The sequence below is a fragment of the Prevotella sp. FD3004 genome (assembly GCF_000746155.1).
Lineage (GTDB): Bacteria > Bacteroidota > Bacteroidia > Bacteroidales > Bacteroidaceae > Prevotella.
Map to the genome: position 1 here is coordinate 14,110 of NZ_KN050820.1, position 25,389 is coordinate 39,498.

Annotated in this window: 23 protein-coding genes; 9 read left to right on the forward strand and 14 right to left on the reverse strand. The window is 49.1% G+C overall.

The window, feature by feature from the left end; translation table 11 throughout:
• The gene (dut, locus tag T325_RS10735; RefSeq protein ID WP_036913790.1) at nucleotides 1–438 is read right to left on the reverse strand and encodes a dUTP diphosphatase; all 438 of its coding nucleotides are present in this window, start codon (nucleotides 436–438) and stop codon (nucleotides 1–3) included.
• Between the two features lie 162 nt (nucleotides 439–600).
• Here dut and dgt point away from each other — a divergent pair, with 162 nt between their 5' ends.
• On the forward strand, nucleotides 601–1,938 hold the full coding sequence (gene dgt, locus T325_RS10740) for a dGTP triphosphohydrolase (RefSeq protein ID WP_036914455.1): 1,338 nt from the start codon (nucleotides 601–603) through the stop codon (nucleotides 1,936–1,938).
• A gap of 413 nt (nucleotides 1,939–2,351) precedes the next feature.
• Here the strand turns inward: dgt and preA are convergent, their stop codons facing one another.
• Nucleotides 2,352–3,809: an NAD-dependent dihydropyrimidine dehydrogenase subunit PreA gene (preA, locus tag T325_RS10745; RefSeq protein WP_036913793.1), complete on the reverse strand. Its 1,458-nt coding sequence runs from the start codon at nucleotides 3,807–3,809 to the stop codon at nucleotides 2,352–2,354.
• 180 nt (nucleotides 3,810–3,989) lie between these two features.
• Here preA and miaB point away from each other — a divergent pair, with 180 nt between their 5' ends.
• Genes miaB through T325_RS10770 form a run of 5 tightly spaced genes read left to right on the forward strand, consistent with a single transcriptional unit; the run spans nucleotide 3,990 to nucleotide 10,898 of the window.
• Entirely contained in the window at nucleotides 3,990–5,324 is a 1,335-nt protein-coding gene (gene miaB / locus T325_RS10750; protein WP_036913796.1) for a tRNA (N6-isopentenyl adenosine(37)-C2)-methylthiotransferase MiaB, read from the forward strand.
• Nucleotides 5,321–7,147 (forward strand): ABC transporter ATP-binding protein, encoded by a 1,827-nt coding sequence (locus T325_RS10755; RefSeq protein WP_036913799.1) that lies wholly within the window; start codon nucleotides 5,321–5,323, stop codon nucleotides 7,145–7,147. Before miaB ends, T325_RS10755 begins: the two co-directional genes overlap by 4 nt.
• Nucleotides 7,148–7,152: 5 nt before the next feature.
• A complete protein-coding gene (locus T325_RS10760; protein ID WP_036913801.1) occupies nucleotides 7,153–8,949 on the forward strand; it encodes an LTA synthase family protein in 1,797 nt (598 codons plus the stop codon).
• Complete coding sequence (locus T325_RS10765) at nucleotides 8,946–9,857, forward strand: lysophospholipid acyltransferase family protein (protein ID WP_036913803.1); 912 nt, start codon at nucleotides 8,946–8,948, stop codon at nucleotides 9,855–9,857. The genes T325_RS10760 and T325_RS10765 overlap by 4 nt, the downstream gene beginning before the upstream one ends.
• A 12-nt stretch (nucleotides 9,858–9,869) precedes the next feature.
• Nucleotides 9,870–10,898 carry a galactofuranosyltransferase gene (locus T325_RS10770; RefSeq protein ID WP_036913806.1) on the forward strand — a complete coding sequence of 343 codons (1,029 nt, stop codon included), beginning with the start codon at nucleotides 9,870–9,872 and terminating at the stop codon, nucleotides 10,896–10,898.
• Between the two features lie 12 nt (nucleotides 10,899–10,910).
• Here T325_RS10770 and T325_RS10775 read toward each other — a convergent pair whose 3' ends face one another.
• Genes T325_RS10775 through T325_RS10795 form a run of 5 tightly spaced genes read right to left on the reverse strand, consistent with a single transcriptional unit; the run spans nucleotide 10,911 to nucleotide 15,134 of the window.
• The gene (locus T325_RS10775; RefSeq protein WP_036913809.1) at nucleotides 10,911–11,633 is read right to left on the reverse strand and encodes a lipopolysaccharide kinase InaA family protein; all 723 of its coding nucleotides are present in this window, start codon (nucleotides 11,631–11,633) and stop codon (nucleotides 10,911–10,913) included.
• On the reverse strand, nucleotides 11,630–12,553 hold the full coding sequence (locus T325_RS10780; protein ID WP_051949852.1) for a LicD family protein: 924 nt from the start codon (nucleotides 12,551–12,553) through the stop codon (nucleotides 11,630–11,632). The genes T325_RS10775 and T325_RS10780 overlap by 4 nt, the downstream gene beginning before the upstream one ends.
• Nucleotides 12,543–13,361, reverse strand: coding sequence for a LicD family protein (locus tag T325_RS10785; protein WP_036913820.1), 819 nt, complete (start codon nucleotides 13,359–13,361; stop codon nucleotides 12,543–12,545). Before T325_RS10785 ends, T325_RS10780 begins: the two co-directional genes overlap by 11 nt.
• Before the next feature lie 4 nt (nucleotides 13,362–13,365).
• On the reverse strand, nucleotides 13,366–14,097 hold the full coding sequence (locus T325_RS10790; RefSeq protein ID WP_036913827.1) for a phosphocholine cytidylyltransferase family protein: 732 nt from the start codon (nucleotides 14,095–14,097) through the stop codon (nucleotides 13,366–13,368).
• A complete protein-coding gene (locus T325_RS10795; RefSeq protein WP_036913830.1) occupies nucleotides 14,094–15,134 on the reverse strand; it encodes a pyridoxal phosphate-dependent aminotransferase in 1,041 nt (346 codons plus the stop codon). Before T325_RS10795 ends, T325_RS10790 begins: the two co-directional genes overlap by 4 nt.
• A 74-nt stretch (nucleotides 15,135–15,208) precedes the next feature.
• Between T325_RS10795 and T325_RS10800 the strand changes: the two genes are divergently transcribed.
• Together T325_RS10800 and T325_RS10805 are read left to right on the forward strand one after the other, a co-directional pair.
• A complete protein-coding gene (locus T325_RS10800) occupies nucleotides 15,209–15,592 on the forward strand; it encodes a GtrA family protein (RefSeq protein WP_036913833.1) in 384 nt (127 codons plus the stop codon).
• A complete protein-coding gene (locus T325_RS10805) occupies nucleotides 15,589–16,725 on the forward strand; it encodes a glycosyltransferase family 4 protein (RefSeq protein WP_036913836.1) in 1,137 nt (378 codons plus the stop codon). The genes T325_RS10800 and T325_RS10805 overlap by 4 nt, the downstream gene beginning before the upstream one ends.
• 2 nt (nucleotides 16,726–16,727) lie before the next feature.
• Here T325_RS10805 and T325_RS10810 read toward each other — a convergent pair whose 3' ends face one another.
• Nucleotides 16,728–18,713, reverse strand: coding sequence for a ComEA family DNA-binding protein (locus tag T325_RS10810; protein ID WP_036913839.1), 1,986 nt, complete (start codon nucleotides 18,711–18,713; stop codon nucleotides 16,728–16,730).
• Between the two features lie 93 nt (nucleotides 18,714–18,806).
• On the opposite strand from T325_RS10810, the gene T325_RS10815 reads away from it, so the two are divergent.
• Nucleotides 18,807–19,472 (forward strand): DUF4294 domain-containing protein, encoded by a 666-nt coding sequence (locus T325_RS10815; protein ID WP_231622230.1) that lies wholly within the window; start codon nucleotides 18,807–18,809, stop codon nucleotides 19,470–19,472.
• 42 nt (nucleotides 19,473–19,514) lie between these two features.
• Here T325_RS10815 and T325_RS10820 read toward each other — a convergent pair whose 3' ends face one another.
• The 6 genes from T325_RS10820 to T325_RS10845 form a co-directional block, all read right to left on the reverse strand.
• A complete protein-coding gene (locus tag T325_RS10820; RefSeq protein ID WP_036913842.1) occupies nucleotides 19,515–20,498 on the reverse strand; it encodes a M28 family peptidase in 984 nt (327 codons plus the stop codon).
• The gene (locus tag T325_RS10825) at nucleotides 20,495–22,210 is read right to left on the reverse strand and encodes a membrane dipeptidase (RefSeq protein WP_036913844.1); all 1,716 of its coding nucleotides are present in this window, start codon (nucleotides 22,208–22,210) and stop codon (nucleotides 20,495–20,497) included. Before T325_RS10825 ends, T325_RS10820 begins: the two co-directional genes overlap by 4 nt.
• Nucleotides 22,210–22,686: an Lrp/AsnC family transcriptional regulator gene (locus tag T325_RS10830; protein ID WP_036913847.1), complete on the reverse strand. Its 477-nt coding sequence runs from the start codon at nucleotides 22,684–22,686 to the stop codon at nucleotides 22,210–22,212. Before T325_RS10830 ends, T325_RS10825 begins: the two co-directional genes overlap by 1 nt.
• A 116-nt stretch (nucleotides 22,687–22,802) precedes the next feature.
• The gene (locus T325_RS12945; protein ID WP_036913849.1) at nucleotides 22,803–23,705 is read right to left on the reverse strand and encodes an FKBP-type peptidyl-prolyl cis-trans isomerase; all 903 of its coding nucleotides are present in this window, start codon (nucleotides 23,703–23,705) and stop codon (nucleotides 22,803–22,805) included.
• Nucleotides 23,705–24,583 carry an FKBP-type peptidyl-prolyl cis-trans isomerase N-terminal domain-containing protein gene (locus T325_RS10840; RefSeq protein WP_036913851.1) on the reverse strand — a complete coding sequence of 293 codons (879 nt, stop codon included), beginning with the start codon at nucleotides 24,581–24,583 and terminating at the stop codon, nucleotides 23,705–23,707. Before T325_RS10840 ends, T325_RS12945 begins: the two co-directional genes overlap by 1 nt.
• A gap of 46 nt (nucleotides 24,584–24,629) precedes the next feature.
• Nucleotides 24,630–25,235: an FKBP-type peptidyl-prolyl cis-trans isomerase gene (locus T325_RS10845; RefSeq protein WP_036913853.1), complete on the reverse strand. Its 606-nt coding sequence runs from the start codon at nucleotides 25,233–25,235 to the stop codon at nucleotides 24,630–24,632.
• Between the last annotated feature and the right edge of the window lie 154 nt (nucleotides 25,236–25,389).

Genomic DNA, 25,389 nt, shown 5'->3' on the forward strand with positions numbered 1-25,389 from the left:
CTACTTCACTCCTGAGTGTCCGAATCCGCCCTCGCCGCGCTCTGTCTCGTCGAGCACGTCGACAGCAATGAAATCGCCCTGTTCGTGACGGGCTATCACCATCTGGGCTATACGTTCGCCGTCTTCGACCACGAAATCTTCCTGCGAAAGGTTAATCAGTATCACACACACCTCGCCACGATAGTCGGCATCGATGGTTCCTGGGGTATTCAGCACGGTAATGCCTTTCTTCAGAGCCAGGCCGCTACGTGGTCTTACCTGTGCTTCATACCCTGCAGGCAGGGCAATGTGTAGTCCTGTTGGGATGAGCTTGCGCTCCAGTGGTTTCAGCGTGACAGGCTCGTCCAGATTTGCCCTCAAGTCCATACCCGCACTCTGGGGCGTGGCATATTGTGGCAATGGCTGATGGCCTTTATTTACGACTTTTATTTTCAACATGGTTTTAAAATTTCATTTTAATCAATGTGCAAAAGTAGTGTTTTTTTCCTAATCGACCAAATAATTTCGTTGCGAAAGGCTGTTTTTTTACATTAAATAAAAAAATTCCGTCAAAACCGTGCCTTCCTGACTTAAATTTCGTATCTTTGCACCTTAGATATGATGAACTGGCAACAACTTATTTCCAACAAGCGCCTTGGGCAGGAGCATCGCCACCCAGAGCGCCATGACGATCGCACGGAGTTCAAGCGCGACTACGACCGTCTGATTTTCTCAGCCCCTTTCCGTCGTTTGCAGAACAAGACTCAGGTATTTCCCTTACCTGGCAGCATTTTCGTTCACAACCGCCTCACCCATTCGCTTGAGGTGGCCAGCGTAGGCATGTCGCTTGGCAACGATGTGGTACAGCAACTCACGAAGCGGCATCCAGAGTTCAAGGATACGCTTTTCCAGGAGATAGGGCAGATTGTGGCCACAGCCTGTCTGGCACACGATTTAGGAAATCCCCCCTTTGGTCATAGCGGCGAGAAAGCCATGCAGGCTTATTTTCTCGAAGGGCCAGGGAAAGAGTTGCAGCGTGAGGTAAGTTCTGTATTCTGGAACGACCTTACCCATTTCGAGGGTAACGCCAACGCCTTCCGCATCCTCACCCACCAATTCAAGGGCCGTAGGCTTGGAGGCTTCGTCATGACCTATTCCACGCTGGCCAGCATCGTGAAGTACCCCTACTCCTCGACGGCTGCTGGCAAGAAGGGGAAGTTCGGATTCTTCGACTCAGAGAAAGACGCTTATCGCAGGATAGCCCAGGAGCTTGGCATTCCTTGTCTCTCCGAGGCTGGCGAACCTCTCCGTTATGCCCGCCACCCACTAGTCTATCTGGTCGAGGCTGCTGACGATATCTGCTACGAAATCATGGATATCGAGGACGCCCACAAGCTGAAAATCATCTCTCACGATGAAACGATGCAACTGCTTCTCAGTTTCTTCGACAAGGAAAGCCAACAGCACATCCTCCAACGTATCGACGAGGAGGGCGTGACTGACGATAACGAAAAAGTGGTCTATCTGCGGGCCTGCGTCATTGGCAAACTCGAAAACGAGTGTGTCAGCGTGTTTGTAGACAACGAGGAGGCTATCCTCAGCGGGACCTTCACGGGCAGCCTCATCGACCATATCAGTCCACTACAGCAAGAGGCCTATCAGCGCTGTTGCCAACTCTCCGTCAAATACATCTACAAGAGCCGTCCTGTGCTCGACGTTGAACTCTCTGGTTATCAGATCATCCAGACCCTCATGCAGCAGTTCACAGAAGCCGCCGTCCATCCAGAGCGATTCTACTCCAAGCATTTAATCAGTCGCGTATCGAGCCAATACCACATCGACGCTCCAGACCTTGAGACGCGCCTCATGGCTATCATCGACTATATCAGCGGTATGACAGACGTCTATGCCCTCGACGTCTACCAGAAGATCAGCGGCATTGCCCTGCCAATTGTATAGGCGGGCTTTGTTGGTAAAAAAGAACAACAAACTAGTACACAAGAGCCGCTTCTTAGTCAGCAAGCGGACTTTCTGTCGCAAACATGCGATTTTTGAGCCGTTTTGCTAAGTGACTGAAAACGTACGCGTTACGGAAAAAGATACTTTCCAGAGCTCGTTGAGAAAGTCTTTTTGAAAGTAAAACAAGTTGTTTTACCTCCGTAGAGACTATCTTTTCCAGTCGGAAAGGCTATCCAATGCGGGTGAAAGGATGGTCTAAAGTGGGACTTTAGTCGGAGTAAACCCATACTTTGCTCCGTCCAAACTCCTACTTTGTCGTAATGAAACTTCAAATGCCCCTAAAAGCACCCTTTTCTTTCTCTATTTCAGAAATCTACAAGTGTTAATTTTTGGTAATAGTTCTTGACGTTTCATCAATGTCTCTTGGGAATGCGCTTGGTGAGACCGATAGCATTTGTAGGACAGACAAGGCGACAGAGATGACAGCCAACGCACTTCGTACCAATGATACGAGGCTGACGTGTAGCCGTATCGAAGCCAATGGCCTGATGGCCTCCATCCATACAAGACACATAACAGCGCCCACAACCTATACACTTCTCATAATCGACCTTAGGAAAAACAAGCGTCTCACGATCAAGATCAGAGGGTAGCACGAAGTTGGGTAGTTCCTCGCCCACGACATCCTCCAAGCGCTCAATGCCTCGCTCTGCAAGATAAGTCTGAAGTCCCAGCACAAGATCGTCGATGATACGATAGCCATATTGCATCACGGCAGTACAAACCTGCACGTTGCGGCAACCCAGCTGCATAAACTCCAGAGCGTCGCGCCATGTTTCGATACCCCCAATGCCACTCAGTTCCACACGCTTTCCATGCGAGCCACTAAGTACGGCATTCGAGGCCATCTCAACGATAAAACGCTGGGCGATGGGCTTCACGGCTTTCCCACTATAGCCCGAAATCGTCTTCTTCTCACTGACAGCTGCCTCTTTCGACATCGTGACACTTTTGATGGTGTTAATGGCTGAGATGGCATCGGCCCCTCCGAAGTAGGCGCCCATCGCAACACGGTTCATCTGTGTGACGTTTGGGGTCATCTTGGGAATAACGGGTATATTGACATTACGTCTTACAAACGTCGTATAGGCATTTACCAGCTCTGGCTCTTGCCCGATATCGCTGCCTAAGCCAACCAGTCGCATCTGGGGACAGGAGAAATTCAGTTCCACAGCATCGCAGCCAGCTTCCTCTGCCATCTTAGCCAGTTCTATCCACTCCTCCTCAAACTGTCCCATGATAGAGGCCACCACCACTTTCGTAGGATAGTTCTGTTTCAAGCGATGCAGGATATCGAAATCTTCTTCGTATGGATTTTCCGACAACTGCTCCATATTGCGGAACCCAGCAAACGAGGAACCTTCTTTCACAGCATCGAAGCGTGGCGACACCTCACGGATATCCTGTTTACAGATAGTCTTATAGAAGACGCCAGCCCAACCAGCCTCGAAGGCACGAGCCACCATGTCGTAGTTGGTACAGACAGCTGACGAAGCCAGGAAGAAAGGGTTCTCACAGGGAACACCACAAAAAGTGATGGCGAGCGAGGGTTGACAAGTTAGCTTGTCATAACTCTCAACAGAATGGAGCACTTCCCTGATACGGATGGGTATGTCGTAATGGATACAAGCCTGCTCGGCACGCTGCAGATCAGCATCAGTACAGCCTTCAAGCCAGCGCCAGGCATTCTTGGCATTATCGAAACGGATGGCACGGATGGCACGTGCGGGATCACCTTTCTGACACGCTTTGGTACAAGGGGCTTCCTCGCACAACAGGCAGCGTGAGGCTTCTTCATGGATGTGTAGCATATAATAGATCGTTTTAAGTTATCTGCTGCAAATATACAACTTTTTTTGCAAGAACACCTATGGTATTACGATTTTTTACCACCTTTGAGTAAAACTCGAAGGTAGGCAGCATTTCGGAAATGAAAATAAATATTAATTTATTTTGCATTTCTCTCGATTTGCACTACCTTTGCAGCCGAAATGAAGAAACTGTATATTGAAACGTATGGCTGCCAGATGAATGTGGCAGACTCAGAGGTGGTGGCATCTGTGATGCAGATGGCTGGCTATGAAACCACCGAGAAGCTGGAAGAGGCTGATGCCGTCTTCCTCAACACATGTAGCGTTAGGGATAACGCCGAACAGAAGATCTATCACCGTTTGGAGGCGCTCGACGCTGAGCGCAGAAAGCGTAAGAAGGAACAGCAAGACGACACCCAGAACCCATTGATTGTAGGCGTGCTGGGCTGTATGGCCGAGAGGGCACAGCAGGACTTGCTGGATAACCACCATTGCGACCTCGTGGCAGGTCCCGACGCTTATCTTTCTCTGCCCGACCTGATTGCTCAGGCAGAGATGGGTCACAAAGCGATGAACACAGAACTCTCAACTACAGAAACGTATAAGGATGTGGTGCCACAGCGCATCGCACTGGGACATAAGATTGGCGGATTCGTGAGCATCATGCGTGGCTGCAACAACTTCTGCCACTACTGCATCGTGCCCTACACCAGAGGCCGTGAGCGAAGTCGCGATGTGGAGAGCATCCTCCGCGAAGTGCGCGACCTGAGAGACAAGGGGTATAAGGAGGTGACGCTATTGGGACAGAATGTGAACTCCTACCGCTTTGACGACATCAGTTTCCCTGAGTTGCTACGTAAGGTAGCCGAGGAAGTGCCAACGATGAGGGTACGCTTCACCACATCGCACCCTAAGGACATGAGCGACGAGACACTGAAGGTAATTGCCGAGGTGCCCAACGTATGCAAGCATATCCACCTGCCTGTGCAGAGCGGAAGCGACAAGATTCTGAAACTCATGAACCGCAAATATACCCGCGAGTGGTACATGGATCGCGTGGCTGCCATCCGCAGGATTATTCCTGACTGCGGACTCTCTACGGATATCTTCGTAGGGTATCACGACGAAACGGAAGAGGATCATCAGCTAAGTCTGAGTCTGATGCGTGAGGTAGGCTACGACTCTGCTTTTATGTTCAAATATTCTGAGCGCCCAGGCACCTTCGCCTCGAAGCACTTGCCTGACAACGTGGCAGAGGAGGAGAAGATCCGTCGTTTGAACGAGCTCATCGCCCTACAGACGGAAATGAGCGCCCTGCAGAACAAGAAAGACGAGGGCAAGGAGTTTGACGTGCTGGTAGAGGGATTCTCTAAACGTAGCCGTGAACAACTCTGCGGACGTACCGAGCAGAACAAGATGGTGGTATTTGACAAAGCAGGCCACCATATCGGAGAGACGGTGCGCGTACGCATCACAGGCTCTACAAGTGCCACATTACTAGGAGAAGCATTATGAAAGAATTCATCAACGTATTGAGGCGTTTTGTTCCGCCATACAAGAAACACCTGATATTGTCGGTCATCTTCAATATCCTCTCTGCCGTGCTGAACATCTTCTCGTTTGCAGCACTGATACCTATCCTCCAGATTCTTTTCCAGACGGGCGACGCTGAAGCCGCCACTGGTTACATGGCATGGGACTGGGGCAACGTGCAGACAGTGCTGATGAACAATATGAACTACTACGTGACTCAGCTTATCGCACAGTTCGGACAAACCACGACACTGCTCTTCATCGGCTTGTTCCTGGCTCTGACCACAGCCCTGAAGACGGGAGCCTATTTCCTGTCTTCGGCCACAATTATCCCCATCCGTACTGGCGTAGTGCGCGACATACGTAACCAACTGTATCAGAAAATAACATCGTTGCCGCTGGGGTTCTTTTCTGAAGAGCGCAAGGGCGATATCATTGCCCGCATGAGTGGTGACGTACAAGAGGTTGAAACGAGCATCATGTCAAGTCTGGATATGCTGTTCAAGAATCCGATACTTATCATTGTATATTTCGCAACACTGCTTTTCGTGAGCTGGCAACTGACTCTCTTCACCATCGTCTTCGTCCCAATCTTCGGTTGGTTCATGGGACTCGTAGGACGAAAGCTGAAGCAGAAGAGCATCAAGGCTCAGACGCTCTGGAGCGACACAATGAGTCAGGTAGAGGAGACGCTGGGCGGACTGCGCATTATCAAAGCCTTCTGTGCCGAAGGCAAGATGAACACCCGCTTCGATCGCATCAACTCAGCCTACAGAAATGATATCATGCGAGTGAACATACGCCAGTCAATGGCCCACCCCATGAGTGAGTTTCTTGGCACGGTGATGATTATCATAGTATTGTGGTTTGGAGGCATCCTGGTGCTGACAAATCAGGCCATCACGGGTCCAACATTCATCTATTACATGGTGATACTTTACTCTATCATCCAACCTCTGAAGGAGTTCTCAAAGGCAGGCTACAACATTCCAAAAGGTTTGGCCTCAATGGAGCGCATCGACAAGATTCTAATGGCAGAGAATACCATCAAAGAGTCTGCAGAGCCCAAGCACATTGTCAGTTTTGACCACGAGATTGAATTCCGCCACGTGTCGTTTAAATATGGTGAACAATGGGTGTTGAAGGACATCAACCTCACCATTCCCAAGGGTAAGACTATTGCGCTGGTTGGGCAAAGTGGCAGCGGAAAGTCTACTATGGTAGACCTTATTCCCCGCTATTACGACGTTCAGGAGGGTGAAGTACTGATAGATGGCATCAACGTAAAAGAACTGGGTATACACGACCTGCGCCAACTGATAGGCAACGTGAATCAGGAAGCAATCCTTTTCAACGACTCGTTCCGCAACAACATATCGTTTGGTGTAGATAATGCCACCCAGCAGCAGATAGAAGAGGCAGCCAAGATTGCCAACGCCTACGACTTCATCATGGCCTCGGAACAGGGTTTCGACACCAACATCGGTGATCGTGGCGGACGACTTTCAGGTGGCCAGCGTCAACGTGTATCGATAGCACGTGCCATTCTGAAGAATCCTCCGATCCTAATTCTCGATGAGGCCACATCGGCCCTCGACACTGAGAGCGAGCGATTGGTACAGGATGCGCTGGAGCGACTGATGAAGACACGTACCACCGTAGCTATCGCCCATCGTCTGAGCACCATCAAGAATGCAGATGAGATTTGCGTACTTCACGACGGAAAGATTGTGGAGCGCGGAACCCATGAAGGCTTACTGGCTCAGGACGGCTACTACAAGAAACTGCACGACATGCAGAGTTAGGAAAAATGAGGCAGAGACTGATATATTTAATTAAAGTGTACGCCCTGACGGTGATCTTGTTTATGGTTGCCAAGGTCGTGTTTATGTGGGCAAACCACGAAGGGCATGCCTTCTCTGCTGGCGACGTATGGGACGTGATAAGTCATGGTCTATCGCTCGACCTCTCTACAGCTCTATACGCACTCATAGTACCTTTCCTGATAAGTATAGGTTCAATTTGGACAGAGAGCCGTTGGCTGAGGAGGACTCTCTGTGGCTATTATACTATCATCGCCATAGCATTTACCCTGGCCTTTGTCGCTGACACCAGCCTATACCCTTTCTGGGGATTCAAACTCAATGCCGTGTGTCTGCAATATTTCGATAATCCTGCAGAAATAGGGGCCAGTGTATCAGGACTCTACATGGCCATTCGGCTTCTGCTTATCATCATAGGCGCCATTGCTATCTGGTGGATGTACTTCCGTATCCCTATGTGGGACAAGAAGCCATCCAACAAAAAATTATCTGTCATTGGTGACCTGTTGCTGATACCTCTTTTTATTATCGGCATCCGTGGTGGTATTGACGAGTCGACAACCAATATCGGACAGGTATACTACTCGCAAGAACAGTTTCTGAACCATTCGGCCGTGAACCCTGTGTTCAGCTTCCTCTATTCACTGAGCCACCAGATGGGCGACACAAGCAAGTACAACTATATGGAGGAAGAGGAGTGCGAGGCGCTCGTGAAGGGCGTCTTCACCACAGAAAGTACATTTAGCGACACTCTGCTTACAACGACACGTCCCAACATTGCTATCATTCTGCTGGAGAGTTGTGGCGAGGAGTTTGCAAGCGTCATGCCCCGCCTGCAACAGCTGAAAAAGGAAGGCATCTACTTCAGCCAGTGTTATGGTAACAGCTGGCGCACAGATCGCGGCACGGTATGCACACTGAGCGGTTATCCTTCATTCCCGTCACTTTCGGTAATGAAGATGCCTGAGAAGAGTCGCTCACTGCCATCCATCGCCCGTACCCTGCAGCAGGAGAACTACAAGACCTGTTTCCTTTATGGTGGCGACATCAATTTTACCAATATGCGCAGTTACCTCATATCTACAGGATGGGAAAAGTTAACCTGGAAGGCCGACTACACTGCAGAGGAACAGAGTACCGCCCAATGGGGCGTACGCGACGATATCACCTTCCAGACGCTTCACGACCAGATCAGTAAAGCCGATCCGACGGGAAGACTGCTCATAGGCTACTCTACACTGAGCAGCCACGAGCCTTGGGACGTGCCTACGAAGGAACTTGACGACGAGGTGCTGAATGCTTTCAGATATCTCGACAACTGCCTGGGCGACTTCATTGACAGGATGAAGTCGACAGCAGCATGGGACAACCTGCTCATCGTTCTTGTAGCTGACCACGGCATCAACTACAAGAACATTGACGAGCAGCGACCTTTAGAGCGTAACCACATTCCTATGCTCTGGCTTGGAGGAGCAGTGAAAGGACCACGCACTGTCAATATACTCTGTAACCAGACGGATATATGTGCTACATTATTAGGACAGATGAGGCTTAACCACGAAGACTTCCGCTTCAGTCGCGACGTTCTATCGAAGAGCTATCACTATCCCACTGCAGTACACAACTATAACAACGCCCAATTGCTGATAGACAGCACTGGGCATATACTCTATGATTTCGACGCTAAGCGTTTCACAGTGAGCAACAGCAAAGAGCCTGAAAGAATGCTACGCTTAAACAAAGCAATATTACAAGTAACAACGAAAGACTTGAAAGAAAGATGAAACAGATTAGTTATTACTTACTCTACGCTTTGGTCTATCTTCTATCGTTGCTGCCTCTCTGGCTACTTTATCTGCTGAGCGACGGACTCTACCTGCTGGTGTATCATATCATCAGATACAGGCGCAAGATTGTATGGAAGAATCTCACCTCGTCGTTCCCTAAGAAGAGCGAAGCGGAGTTGCGTAAGACAGAAAAGAAATTCTATCATTGGTTCTGTGATTATATCCTCGAGACTTTCAAGCTTCTCAGCATCTCTAACAAGACACTTCTCAAGCATATAGAGTTCCACGGAACGGAAGAGATAGAGAAAGTGTTCGATGAAGGACGCAACTGCGCTGCTATTCTAGGGCACTACTGCAATTGGGAATGGCTATCTGCGTCAGGATTGGCCTTCGAGCGCCATCCACAGGCTGCAACGGGTCTCATCTACCATCCACTCTACAGCGATGCCTTCGATCGTCTGTTCATTGCTCTGCGCTCTGCCCATGGTGGTATATGCGTACCAAAAAAAGATATTCTCCGCTATCTCGTAGACTTTCGTCGTGATAATCGCCGTTCGCTCTTCGGCTATATCAGCGACCAGGCACCGAAATGGGAGAATATCCATCTGTGGTTGCCTTTCTTGCATCACGACACCCCGGTCTTTACTGGTGGTGAACGTATTATGAGAAAGATGGATGACGCCGTGTTCTACACAGAGATGAGTCGTCCTAAAAGAGGTAAGTATGTATGTACCTTCAAAATGCTCTCGGCCCATGCTAAAGAGGAAACGGAGCATGCCATCACCACCCGCTTTTTCCAGATGTTAGAAGACACCATATGCAAAGAACCCGCTTACTACCTCTGGACACATAATCGCTGGAAACGTACCCACGAAGAATATAATATCAGAATATCACGGAAATAAGCAAATACTATTATGACAAGACTCTGTTATATCACCCGTAACTACCGTAATCTCAATGGTGCTGGCAACAAGGCCAAGACTGACAACGAAGACACTCTACAAGTAATTGGGGCTAGGAATCTTGGTCTGAAACGCACTTTCTATCCAAATAAGGTTATCACATTCTTTCTCGATTTGGCTGGGGTTATCAAGTATGTCTTCACTGTCAGGCGAGGTGACGTTGTCGTACTACAATACCCTGTAAAGAAATATTTCGCCTTTCTTTGTCGCATAGCTCATCTGAAAGGAGCCAAAACCATGGCTCTTATACATGACCTCGGTTCATTTCGGAGAAAGAAACTCACGATAGAGAAAGAAATCAACAGACTGATGCATGCCGATTATGTGATTGCATCAAACGACACAATGAAGACATGGCTGAAAGAACATGGCTACCGACATCCGTTAGGTGCCTTACAGCTATTTGACTATCGTTCTACTTCACAGTCAAGAAAACAACTGCCATCAGAACACCTGCGACTGGTTTATGCAGGAGCGCTGGCTATGCGAAAGAATTCCTTCCTGCTGAAACTGGCAGAACAAGAACTTCCCTTTGAACTACATATCTACGGCAACCGCAATGGTCTGCCAGACATGAACGAGAACCCCAAAATCCTTTTCCATCCGTTTACTCCCGCAGACACCTTTATCCAAAAAGTGGAGGGTGACTTCGGCTTTGTTTGGGACGGCGATTCACTTGACAGTTGTACAGGTAACTTCGGAGAATACTTACGCTGGAACAGTCCACACAAAGTGTCTTTCTATCTCCGTGCAGGTCTGCCCATCATTATCTGGAAAGAGGCTGCTGTGGCCCCCATTGTAGAGAAAGAAGGTATTGGTATCACTATTGAGAATATTCAGGAGTTAGGCAGTACACTGAGCATGATTACACCAGAGCAATTAGCGGAGATGCGTAAGAATGTTCTTCGTATCAGTGAGCGCCTAAGAGAAGGAGAATATCTGCAGGATGCCATCAGACAGGCACTCCAGCAAATCGGATAAGAAGCAAAGAGATTAAAAATGGAACCTACGTTGTTCGAAACGGTCGAGCAACACAACGGCTTTTTGTATGGTCGACCCGGCATCCCAGCCTCGCAACAGCGCATAACGACGTATCAGGTCTTCATAAAGGTCTCGACGATGCGTCAGACGCACCATATTCTGCAGGCATTCCTTATCAGATGGGAAGCCCTCGCAGAAATGAGAGCGATTGATATCAATCATAGTAAAATGATAGCCTTCGTTATCATGGTTACAAAGGAAGTTCGACAAATTCAAATCGCCATGGAGGATACCTCTGCTATGCATCAGCACCATCTGACGAGCTACGGCCTCGGCTAAATCCGAATCGTAATCTTTCACTTCGCGCAGCAACAGATGGCCTTCCGTACCGACAGCTTCAAGACTGACAAAATAGCCAATAGTAAAAAGTCCGTTCTTCTTTTGTTCTATATAAGCCACACGTTGCGGGGTTTTTATACCACGAGTGGCGAATTCTTCAGCAAAGAGATATGCCCGTTCGGCTTTCGTTTTACGAAAGAAGCTATAGACTATCTGCTGGATAAAGTTTACACGTTTAAAGCGCTTTACCATCATTACCAATCCCTGTTCATGGAAACGGGCCACCTGATTGCGCCCATCGTAGACCAGCTCTCCCCGTCCCTCATCCAACAAATGAGGGAGTTGGGCTATAAAAGGAGCCAAATACTGGTATTTACCGTCTACAACTATTTTCATTTCTTTTTCCCAAAAAGCTTGGCTATCTGTGATTTCCTATATCGAAGTCTGACCTCAGGCAACAACTCCACGTAACTCCTTTCTGTATCGAATACCAATTCACCATGATAATTGCCTGTCTGGATAGGAGTCATATAGTTTTCACCATACTGCGTCCGAAGGAGCTGATCGTATCCAGAAGGAGCCGGTACTTTCATATCCTCGAAATCCAACCATACTGTATCATCGAATATATGTCTGTCAAGTACGATGTCATAGGCACTGAATGAAATCTCCGCCACCTCCTTGCTTTCATCGAAAGAGGTCAAGCGCAACTGATCCTCTGCCTGACGGTATAATGAAGTCCAGCCAGTCTTGCTGACAGCTCGACGACTCTGTATCTTCCTGAATACTTGAAGCCAGCGACCCGATATAAGGATATTAAGATTCTTGGCTTTCAGAAAATGCTGCATACGACGTGATGCCTTCCATACCCTTCTACGCTCTGTCTCTTCCTCAGGAACACCATCAAGCACGAAGATATCGATGAATATGCCCTGATTAAAAGGATTGAAGCTGGCAGAGGGACGTATGGCGGCAGTACGGCTATTGCGAAGTTGTGCATGACCAGCAAAATAATCCTTGTCAGTATAGGCATTCTGATAGAAATAGGGCTCTTTGAATACCTGCCCGGAAATAGCCGTCAGGCGGTCGTAGTCAGGACGGGGCATACACACATCTATATCGTCATCCCAAGGGATGAATCCCTGATGACGGACAGCTCCAAGTAGTGTTCCGCCATCAACCCACATACGCAGGTTCTCACGCTGACATACTTCTATCAACTGCCTAAGAAGATCGAGCTCCACAGCCCAGACTTTCTTCATCTCGTGCGATACCAGATATCCGCCACGTTTCTCTGCGTCGGTATTAAAGCCCATGGATATTGTCTTTATAGGAATGGTCCAAGTCTAAATAATGGAAATTATGCTGCCTCTGATGCTCTCCATCGGGGATAGTCATATAATCACCATATTTCTGTGAGAGATATGTATCAGCTTTTTCCACCCCCATGACCATCTCATTCTCGAAAGCATATGGGGTGGGAGTTCCCAGAATATCCTTCGGCATGGATCCGTTAGAGCCGTCATCGTAGTCAGCGACCAAGGCTGACTTTTCATAGTCATAGGTCATCAACAGCTGACGTATTCTCTTTTGAACACCATCCAGCGTATAGAACTTCCTACACAGCAGAGGAGCCCAGCTTGAGGGGCCATGACCATGTTTGTAAGGATCACGATGAAGCAGATAGAGTACCCGCTTCAGATACTCATATCTTGCAAAATGGAGCTTGCGCATGAGGCTGGATTCGGGAACCCCGTCTATAGGGAACACATCGATATAGATACCTCCCAGATAGCGCAGATGCATACGTTCTATCAGCGTTGTCGACGCATCCTGTATTTTTCCGAATGGCAGATTATATGACGCATCGTTTTCTGCACAAACCAGTTCAAAAGGTTCTGGCAACCATTCCCGACTATGTCTAATCAGTTTCTCATAGTCAGGACGGGGCATGGCGATGTCGATATCGTCATCCCAAGGGATGAAGCCCTTATGCCGTATAGCCCCAAGCTGTGTCCCTGCCCATAGATAATAGCGCAGGCTATGCTCCCGACAGGTTTTGTCGACAGCCAGGAGAATCTTCAGGATCCGTTGGTGGAGCTTGTCAATATCGTAATCAGCCATTATTTCAATAAATCAGGTTCTGGGGCAATTCAAGCTGTGCACGCTGTAAATCCTCTGGCGTGTCGAGTTCGTATGAGAACAAATCCGTAGTGTCTACGACCTTGAAGGTATGGCCCTGAGGGATCAAACGCTCAAAAGCACGTTCATAGAAAATGTCTATGAGACCTTCGTCGAGTATCATCCCACGAAGTTCCTGATAGAGAGCCTCGCCATAGGATGACGTTATCTTTTCGATGCCCACCGACTCACCGACAGCATCCTCGACACGACAGGTTTTGCTGATTTCCGTTATCCGACCTTCGCCATCGACTACGATCTTCATCTCTTCCTCGCCCAACTCATGACGCTGCATGGCAAGGGCTGAGCATTCCTGAGCTGCCACGCGGCGCACGGCCTCCGGATCACAAAGGATGTCGCTATCCATCAGCAATACCTCTTGGCCATGCAACTGTTCCATCGCCAGCCAGAGGGAGAAGATATTGTTGTTATGGGCATAATCAGGATTATCAATGAAACGGATTGAAAGATCTTGATAATGACTGGCGAGGAACTCGCGAATCATCTCTGCACGATAACCCGTCACAACAACAAATTCCCGGATATTGGCAGACAGCATGGCGTCTACAGTGCGCTGGAGCAGCGTCTTTCCGCCCACCTCCAACAAGCACTTAGGCTTCGTATCCGTTAACGGTCTTAGCCGCTTGGCCATTCCTGCGGCCAGAATCACACCTATCATAAGCAACGCAGAATCGTATCGACAACAGTCTGAGTCTGTTCCTTGCGACCCAAGGTGATGCGCAGGGTCTCCTCAAGTCCCTTATCAGTCATGAACTTAATCTTATAATCCTGTTCGGCAAGGGCTTTCTGAAGCTTCTCCTTGATGGCGACAGGATACTTGATAAGGATGAAGTTGGCCACGCTCTTATAAACCTTGAAACCAGGTTTGTCGCCCAAGGCCTTTTTATAGAGTTGGCGGCCCCATTCCATATCATCTGCCACACGACGATAGTGGTCATCGCTATCGAGGGCAGCCAAGGCAACAGCCTCAGAGAAGCGATTGTAGCCCAAGTATTTATTGATATAGCTTACAAAATGGTCGTGCCCGGCACCTATGAAGCCGAAACCGCAGCGCAAGCCTGGAAGGCCATAGAACTTAGACAGGGTACGAGAGATAATCAGATTAGCGTACTTATTGACCAGAGGGGCAATATAGTCGGTATCTGAGGTAATAAAGCTGGCATAAGCCTCGTCGATAAGCACCATCGTATCGTCGGGGATATTCTCCATGATACGTCCTATCTCGTCAGGCGTCAGGCTGTTACCCGTAGGATTGTTGGGCGATGCCAACAGCAGCATACGCGGGTGGATGCGGTTTGTATATTCGATGACCTCTTCCACATCATAGGCGAAAGTATCATCCTGCTCGTGAAGGGGATACATCTCGAACGTACCATAGCACTCGCTGGCCACCTTGTTGTAATACCACCAAGAGAACTCTGGAATAAGAATCTTCTTGTTGTCACCCTTCATGAGGTAATAATGGATTGCATTCTTCAGAATGTCCTCTCCGCCATAGGCCAAGAGAACCTGTTCCTCTGGGACACCATAGATTTCACTCAAACGTACAGACACCACGCTCTTTTTCCCCTCGTCATAAATACGGGTATAGAAACATAGGGTCTTGGGATCGAAATTACGAATGGCTTCCACCACTTTCTGACTGGGTTCAAAGTTAAACTCGTTCCTGTCGAGATAATTCATTTTCTTTTCCATAACGTCATTATTTGCCTGCAAAGGTACAAAGATTTCGAGAATTATTCGTAACTTTGCCCCATATTTTCAGAAATATGGAGAAAAAAGAGACTTTAGGGGAGCTCGTCAGGTTCGGAATCGTTGGTATTCTGGCAGTGGCCATTCATTACGCCGTCTACTGGATACTGCAATACTGGATTGATGTAAACATAGCCTTCACCATAGGCTATCTGGTGAGTTTCTGCGCCAACTATTATCTCTCTGCCCATTTCACGTTCAAGGAGAAGACCTCTGCCAGAAACGGAGCGGGGTTTGCGGGGGCTCACATATTCAATTATTTCCTGCAAATGGGTCTCTTCAATTTCTTCCTCTGGATAGGTGTACACAGAATCCTGGCTCCCTTCGCGGTGTTCAGCATCTCTGTGCCCATCAACTTCATACTCGTAAGGTATGTCTTCAAACACTTCAAACGCTCATGACACCACAACTCTCCATCGGTTTCGACGCCAAACGCATTGTCAGCAACGCTACAGGTCTTGGCAGCTATGGCAGGACGCTCGTCAACGACCTCGCCGCCAGCGAACATCTCGACCTTCACCTCTATGCGCCCAATGAAGGAAGAGACGACCTTAGAAGTCAGGTTTTACTCCGAGGAAACTTGCAGTTTCATTACGGTAAACCAGGAGTTCCCGCGTTGGGAACTTCCCTTTGGCGCACGCATGGCATTATAAAAGACCTCAAGAGAGACGGTATACAGATCTATCACGGGCTTTCTGGCGAGCTGCCCATTGGCATCAGGAAGAGCGGCATCAAGAGCGTGGTTACCATCCACGACCTGATTTTCCTGCGCCACCCGGAGTTCTACCATTGGATAGACACAAAGATCTACGCCTGGAAATTCAGGAAGACCATCAAAGAAGCCGACCGTATCATTGCCATCAGCGAATGTACGAAACGCGACATCATTGAGTATGGACATGTGGACGAAAGCCGCATCTCCCTTATCTATCAGAGTTGTGCGCCACGATTCTCTGCAGAACCTGACACGCAGAAGCAACAAGAGGTAAGGCTGCACTACAACCTGCCCCAACGCTATATCCTAAACGTCGGCAGTATAGAGGCAAGAAAGAATATCATCCTGGCAGTCAAGGCATTGCAAAGCCTTCCAGAAGACCTATCGCTCGTCATTGTAGGAAGACATACCAAATATACGGATCAAGTCATCGACTATGTTAACTGTCACCAGCTGAGCCATCGCGTACTGATTCTACATGGTGTGCCCAACAAGCATCTGCCAGCCATCTACACCCAAGCAGAAGCCTTTGTCTATCCGTCTGTCTACGAAGGTTTTGGCATCCCCATCATCGAAGCAATCAACTGCGGACTTCCTGTGGTAGCATGTTCAGGTTCCTGTCTGGAAGAGGCTGGAGGGCCTGATTGCTTTTATGTAGCACCAGACGACGTAGAAGGCATGACCAGAGCCATCAAAGAGTCGCTTCGCGGGGCAACAGGGCGCGAACATAGAATAGCCAGCAGCCAGGCATACATCCGTCGTTTTCTGGGCAGCGATATGGCCAATCAGATGATTGAGCTTTACCACTCACTGCTCTAACATCATATAATCCAGCGCAGCTGGAGGTCGAGATCCGTCTGTGATGAGCCGTCAATCTGCTGATAGCCACTCCCGATGTAATCCCTGTCGAAATAGTCTGTTGTACCTATTTTGGCCGTGAGCATAAGGTTTCCCGCGACTTTCGCCCTTACCATGAGCCAATAACGGATGCCCTCACCATAGAACTGATTCATAGAGTAGGCGTAAAGCGGCCCTTGTTCGTAGAGCCACACGCGACTGTCATAGCTATCTGTATGGAAATAGCCGGCCCCTATATTCAGCCTCAACCAGTCCTTGGTATACGACAAACTTTCACTCACCATTCCACCCCACTCGCCTTCGCTATAGGCACAATAGCCCCCATCCAACTGGGTGCGGCAACTGAGACCGAAGTCTGTCGCATATTCGGCACTCAGACGCCCACGGTGTTCCCAACGGTCATTCAACGTCTTTTTGTCCTTATCATCCTTCTGTTTCATCCTTAATCGATAGCGGACACCCAGGTTCCAACGCTTTCCCGTATAGGCCGCCTGCAACAGCTGATCCCATGAATACGACGATTGCGACACCTGATACTTTGCCCAGGCAAAATAGGCATAGTCTGTATAGGCAGAGACCTGAAACTCTGGCGAGGGATGCCACGAAAGCCCCAGATAGACACCACTCTCGTTCTGTACGCGTCCGCCATCGCTATAGCTCTGAGCATCGAGCGAGGCATACTTGTATGAATAGAATCGCTGGAGAGCCATCATGCTCAGCACGTCAGACAAGCGGATATTGAAAGTGTTGATGGTTGCGATATGTCCTCTCTTATCCAATGCCGTCTCACCATTCAAGGACAGCTGATGACTCACATAGCCGTAATCAAGACTGGTATTCATGAAGTCCTGATCATAGGGGTAAATACGCTGGTATAGTGAAACTCTCTGCGGATGCAGCGGCCTGTCAAGATGCACATAAAGCGCATTCACGCCCAGATGCAGGCCATGAGCCTCATAGCGCAGCGCACCACCAGTTTTCAAGGCATGCAGATTGTGTTTCTTCGCCATCTCCGTCTCTGTTCGATGATAGCCTGAGGTAAGGATGGTGCGGGCTGTCGAGTCTTTGTTGAGGGTTGCATCCAAGGGAGTATAAGACAAAAAGGCTGTGGCCCTGAAAGCTGTGGAGAGACGGATGGTAGCCCCCATGCCTTGCAGATAACTGTTTGAGCGCGAAGAGTGGGCTGTAAGCGTATTGGTGCTTCGCCCCATGTTTTGGAGAGTGGCTATCTTACCTAGTCCGAAACCATTATTCATAACAAGTCCCATACCCATCGACATGCGATAGTTGCCCAAGACGAGTGTCTCCAGTCTGCCTAAGTTACGAAGTTGAAGATAAGACGAATAGTAGTCATACCCCCACTTGTTACGATTCGCGAAGAAAGGTTCACCAGCATCCTGAGCACCCACCAGTCCCAGCTTCACATAGTCGCCATAGCTGAACTGATAACGCATCCAATGACGATAGGGATAGCCAAGATACTGTTCATGATCACCCTCTCGCTCATAGAAGGGTATGCGCATAGTGGCAGTAAGTTCATGACGCCCATACTTAAGCACATCGCCGAGTCGGGGACTTCGCTGTGACGCGTCATCACCAACATATATAAAATAGGTAAGCAGTCGCCTTTGGACTTCACCCAGCGAGCGAATCATCATCAACTCGCCCACCGACTTCATCGCCCCATAACGATAGCGATACTCCATCATATCTTCTATCTGTTGGGCTGTAAGAAAAGGTAACTCCTCCAGTTGTTCTCTCGTTACGGTATTCAGGTTTAAGGGCTGCTGCTCCAATTCGCATAGCAGATCGTAAGTCCTTTCCCACGATTCTGACTCAGAATCCTCAACAGTCATCACTTCACTCAGATAACGTTCCCACACATGTCCCTCCTGAGCCTGTAAGCCCAGTGGCATAATCATCATGATTGATATAAATAGTGTCTTCATAATTGTTTAGCGGCGCAAAGATATGATAAATCTGCGTAAATCCCAAAGAAATATTTGGATTTCTCAGAGATACTGCTTACTTTTGCAGCTGAAATGACGAATCTGCAGCCATATACCCCATGGATGATGCGAATGGTGATCATTCTGTTCACCCTTCACTATTCACTCTTCACTGCCTCTGCCCAAGACAAGCGGATGACAGCTGAGGAGGTATTGGCTGAGATGGACTCTCCCACTTTCGTACCTACTGTCAAAGTGGGTAAGGTGCTTCACGAGGGCGACAGCATACAGTATATGGAAATGAATAATGTGTATGTTTACCCCCAGCTCACCTTCAAGAACAGGAAGCAAGCCGACTCGTACATGCGTCTGGTAAAGAACGTGAAGAAGGTACTGCCCATTGCCAAGCAGGCACGCCAGATGCTGATCGAGACCACGGAATATCTCGAGACACTGCCTGACCAGAAATCGAAGGAGGAGCACATCAAGCGTGTAGAGGATGACATCTTCCGTACTTACAAGCCTCAGATGAAGAAGCTGACTTACTCGCAAGGTAAGCTGCTCATCAAGCTAATAGACAGGGAGTGCCACTCGTCGTCTTACGATATGATCAGTGCCTTCATGGGGCCTATCCGTGCTGGGTTCTGGCAAGTCTTCGCCTGGGGGTTCGGTGCTTCGCTCAAAAAAGAATACGACCCTAATGGTGTAGACCGCCTCACAGAGCGCGTGGTTCTCATGGTTGAGGCAGGACAGATATAACCCCATACCCAATAAATAATCCCCGCCGCTGACGGGGATTATTTATTCTGAATATAGCACTTGTATCATCGTCTGACCAACGGCCTGAAGCGTATTCTTGTCAATATGTGCCATATCGTCGTTGACTGTGTGCCACGTAGGCCCGAAACTACTTTGCTCGCAGTTGGGGTAATAAGGAATAATGTCAATTGTCGGAATCTTTGCCTTGGTATTCACAGGAATATGGTCGTCAGTAATGTAACCACCCGTCTGAGTGGGAAACAGGCTACCAAAGCCCACTACCTGAGCAGCACGCCAAACCTTATCTACAACGTTGCTGGCATACTGCAGCGACATGCCTTCCTTATAGAACTGAGCGCCTTGTCCGCCTACCATATCGAGCAGAATGCCAAAGCGTGGCTTATAGCCTTTACGATGCAGGTTAGCCGACCAATACTGAGCGCCCAGTGCCCACGAGTTACCATCGTCTGTTGCATCGCTCCACTGAGGCACACCCCAGTCTTCAGCGTCGAAACAAATAAAATCAACACCTATGCCTAGAGTGTCTGCTGAGAGCAGACGCGCCACCTCTAACATTACGGCCACCCCAGAGGCACCATCGTTGGCTGCCATCACCGGCTTCTTGTGATTAGCCTCATCAGGGTCGTTATCAGCCCAGGGACGGCTGTCCCAATGTGCACAAAGCAGCACACGTTCTGACAACTCTGGCTTATAGCTGGCAATGATGTTGGTGCTGTGAAGTATGGTACCATCATAACCTTTCAGGTCGACCTTCTGCGCCATCACCTCCATACCAAAGCTCTTGAACTTGGCAATAATCCACTGTTCACACTGGTCGTGAGCCACACTGTTCATCACTCGCGGGCCGAAATCACACTGAGCCTGACAATACTGGTAGGCACTGTCTGCACAGAATGCAGGACCTACAGGCTGGGCCACAGCCGTCTCGTCCGCAGTCTGCTTACGCAGGTTTCCACAGCTTAGCATCAGGAGTATGGATAAAACTAAAAATACACCTTTCTTCATTTCATTTGAACTTGTTGCATGACCCTCAGGAAGTTGCCGCCCCAGATTTTCTGGATGTCCTGTTCGCTAAAGCGTCGGGCCAACAGCGCACGGGTAAAGTTAATGAGTTCCGACGAATCGGCCAGTCCTCTCACGCCGCCATCGCCATCGAAATCAGTACCGAGTCCCACATGGTCGATACCCATCACGTCGATGGCATGCTCAAGATGTTCCATCACATCCAAGATCGTTGCCTCGCCGTCTTTACGCAGGAATCCGTTGTATATCGTGGTCTGAGCCACACCGCCATTCTTAGCTAAGGCACGCATCTGGTCATCCGTCAGGTTACGCTGATGATCGCAGAGGACACGACTGCTCGAGTGACTGCACACGATAGGCATGGTGCTGATGTCAAGGGCGTCATAAAAGCTCTTCTCGCCACCATGACTCAAATCAACCATGATACCCAAACGGTTCATCTCCTTGATGACCTGCTCGCCAAAGGCACTCACACCACCATGGGTGTTATTGCTCTTCGACGCGGCATCGCAGATATCGTTATCGCCATTATGGCAGAGGGTCATATATACAATGCCACGGTCCTTGAAGTGCTGCAGGTTCTCCAGTTTACTGTCAATGGCTATGCCGTTCTCAATACCGAGCATGATGCTCTTCTTCCCCCGATGCTTGTTCATCCAGAGGTCGTCAGGGGTGCGGGCAAGCGCGATATACTGCTGGTTCTGCGCCACAATATCCTCTATTTTGTCGAAGATGCGGTCAGCATATGTCGTAGGATTCTCAGTGTTCTGTGGCAGATAGGCCACCATGATCGTTGCGTCCTGACGCCCCTCAGTCATCTTATGCAGGTCGACCAATATCTTTGGGTCGCGCTGGTCGAAGTGGATGCCTGACGGGAAAAACATCGGGGTGTCGCAGTGGGTGTCGAGCGTCAGCACACGGTTATGCACACGCTGAGCCTGTCTAAACGAGGCAGCCTCGCCCACCAGCCACTGGAACAGGGGCAGCCCCTCCTCCAGACACTCTGGATGCCACTGGACACCTACTATAGATTTATATTCCGTACTCTCTATCGCCTCGATGATATTATCAGCCGACTGCGCCACTACACGGAACTTATCGCCCGTCTCAACCACAGCCTGATGGTGGAAACTGTTCACCATAAGAGGCCTGTCGTACGACTTGTAGATGCTGTCAAGTATAGAATCTCTTATAATACTGATGCTATGCGTAGGCTCAGAGCGGTCGGCATCCTGCGAATGCTTCACCTTTGCCACATCTCCGATATCCTGAGCCACCTTGCCGCCCAGAGCCACTGCCAGTGTCTGGATGCCCCGACAGATGCCCAGCATCGGTATCTGTCGATTATAGGCCAGTTGTGCTATCAGCAACTCTGGCAGGTCGCGCTCCTGATTAACACCATGAAGTTTGGGTGAAGGCTCCTCACCAGCCCACAAGGGGTTGATATCGCCGCCACCGCTCAGAATCAGACCATCAAGATGCTCAAGGGTGTTGATGATTACATCTTTATCAGCCACAGGCGGAATGACAACAGGCACACCACCTGCAGCCACTACAGATTTGTAGTAGCCCTGTCCCAATTTACAGGTCAGATCTTCATAATTACCAGTGATACCTATGACAGGTTTCTGGTCGGCTTCAGGAAAGTGAGCATAGATATCATCCAGATGCGACTGTAAGTCAAATCTGTTCATTACTTCTGCCCAACTTCGTTAATGACAATAGGAATCTCTCGTTTTAGGCTCTGTTCCAGAGAAATCAATGTTTCAGTAGCTACAACGCCAGGTATGCCCTGCAGTTTTCCGTTCAACAGCTCCATCAACTGCTCGTTGTCACGGGCATAGAGCTTCACCAGCATGGTGTACGGGCCTGTGGTAAAGTGGCACTCTACCACCTCAGGGATATGCTGCAGACACTCTACCACGTCTTTATACATAGAACCCTTTTCCAGGTTGATACCCACATAGGTACAAGTAGAATAGCCCAGGCTCTTGGGATTAACGTCGAATCCACTACCGGTAATCACATCAGCATCAATCAGATGCTGCACACGCTGATGAATGGCGGCACGGGAGACATTACACTCTGCAGCCACATCCTTAAACGGGATACGTGCATTCTTGGAAAGAATACTCAGTATCTTCTTGTCAAGAAAATCAATTTTATCCATCACCTTTCCTTTTTAGTTACAATTTGTCAGCAAAAGTAAGCAAATTAATTGAATAATGCAACTTTTATCAGGAAAAGTTTAAAAAAAGTGTATCACTTTTGTGACACACTTGCTCTTTACTTCACGATTTCCAACAGTTCTACGTCGAAAATCAGCATGCTGTAAGGCTTGATATCAGCCCCAGCCCCACGCTCGCCATAAGCCAGCTCATAGGGGATATACAACTGCCACTTCGAACCTACAGGCATCATCGTCAACGCCTCTGTCCAGCCTCTGATCACCTGCGTAGGTGTAAACTCAGAAGGCTCGCCACGCTGATAGCTGCTGTCGAACACCTTGCCGTCAATCAAGCGGCCCTCATAATGCACTTTCACCTTGTCACTAGACTGAGGCACAGCGCCAGAACCTTTCACTAGCACCTTATATTGCAGGCCACTGGGCAGGGTGATCACACTGTCATTCTTGGCATTCTCCTCCAAGAACTTAATGCCAGCCTCACGATTGGCGCCATACAGTTTCTCATCACGAGCAGCCTTGTCGGCCTTCTGTCTGGCGGAGAAATAATCTTCGGCCTTCTGCAAGGTGAAGATCGTGGTATCATTCAGCATAGCGTCGGTAAAGCCGCGGTAGAGCACGTCGGCCATGATGGAATCGGGCGAATCCTGGAACTCCGTCTTCAGACTGGGCAGCATACGCTCGTTCAGCTGCTGGGCAATGTTCTGTCCGGTCATGTATGCCTTCATCCTAGGATCGTCGGCAGTCTTCACGGCGTCCATGAAGCCACGCACGAAATCGGCCATCATCGTTGTGTCCATCTTCTGCTGGAGCAGATAGTTCAGCAGTCCGTTGGTCATTGTCATACCTGCCGCATAGCTCACTGAGTCGGAACTGCTTGTGAGCTGAACAGCCTGCACCTTCTCCTCTACAGGCTTCTGAACGGTCTTCTTCTTTGCGGCCTCAGCCGTAAACAAAGAAGCACCCGCCACAAGGGCGAGTGCCACGCATATCGTCTTCTTCATTATCTCTTAGCGTTTACCTCGAGCAACTCAATCTTGAAGATCAGTGCAGAGAAAGGCTTGATAATGTTCTGTTCACGCTCACCGTAAGCCAGTTCCTGAGGAATATAAACCTCCCAAACAGAACCTGCAGGCATGTGGCAGAGAGCCTCTGTCCAACCCTTGATAACCTGGTTGGCACGGAATGTGGTGGGCTCGCCGCGCTGGTAAGAACTGTCGAAGATAGAGTCATTAATCAGACGGCCCTCGTAGTTAACCTTCACCAAAGAAGTGTCGGCAGGAATGGCACCAGTACCCTCCTTGATAACCTTGTACTGAACGCCGCTGGGCAGAACCTTCACGCCCTCTTTCTTAGCGTTCTCAGCCAGGAACTTCTCACCGGCAGCCTTGTTCGCACCATAGCTCTTCTCAAGCTCCTTGGCCTTAACGCTGCTAATCAGGCGCTGAGCCACCATCTGAGCTGAATCAACAGTCATCAGGCCCTTCTTGCCTGTTGTACCGCTGATAAAACCAGCCATGAAGTTCTTCAAAGAGATGGTCTTGGTAGAGTCGTCACCGAACACCTCGTGGTTGATGCCCTTCACCATACGGTTAGCAATCTGCTGACCAATCTGGATACCTGCATAGTAAGCAGCCTTCTTCTTGTTGTCACCAGCATTGGCACCCTCGTTCAGACCCTTGATAAACTCATCGATGTAAGTGGTATCTACGTCGAGACTACCAACGAGATACTCCTTCAGACCCTGAGTCTGAGCCATACCGATAGCATAGCTCAAGGTGTCTACTTCATTCTTCAGACTCGCTCTGGGAGTCGAATTGCCACATGAAGAAATCATGATGGCAGCTACAGCTGCAACAGCAGCAAATGTAATCTTTTTCATTTTCGTGATTGTTTATATTTATTTTTTACCTTTTTCCCTTTTACCTTTACACAACCTGAATCAATTCAACGTCGAAGATCAGGGCTGCGAACGGAGGAATAGAAGCACCTGCGCCACCCTCGCCATAAGCCAGACGGTAGGGGATGAAGAAGCGGTACTTGGCACCCTCCTGCATCAGCTGCAGTCCCTCGGTCCAACCGGCAATCACCTGCTGCAAGGGGAATGTAGCGGGCTCGCCGCGCTGATAGCTGCTGTCGAATACGGTACCGTCGATCAGCGTACCCTCGTAGTGGCACTTCACGGTATCCTTTGCGCTGGGCTTCTTGCCGTTACCCTCTTTCAGAACCTGGTACTGCAGACCGCTGGCCAGCGTCACGACACCATCCTTCTTACTGTTCTCGGCCAGATATTTCTCACCAGCCTCCTTATGTGCCTTACCTTTCTCAGCACGCTCAGCCTGGAGCTTCTGCTCCTGCTTCTGGAAATAGTCCTGTACAATGGTCTGGGCCTCACGGTGGCTCACCTTCAACTCATTACCCTCGAGCACATCCTTGATGGCCTGTGCGAAGTCCTCTGCGCTGATGTCATCAGCACCCATCTGAGCCAGCTGCTGTCCGATGCCCAAGCCCAAAGCATAACTTAATTTGTTCATTCTTTCTTTATATTAATAATGTGTAACTCTCAAAATCGGACGCAAAGATACTACTTTTTAATTACAGATTGCACAGATTAACACAGATTAATATAAAAAAACGGTTAAAACCTGCGCCGTCTGAGGCTATTTTCTTATTTTTGCAACATAAAAC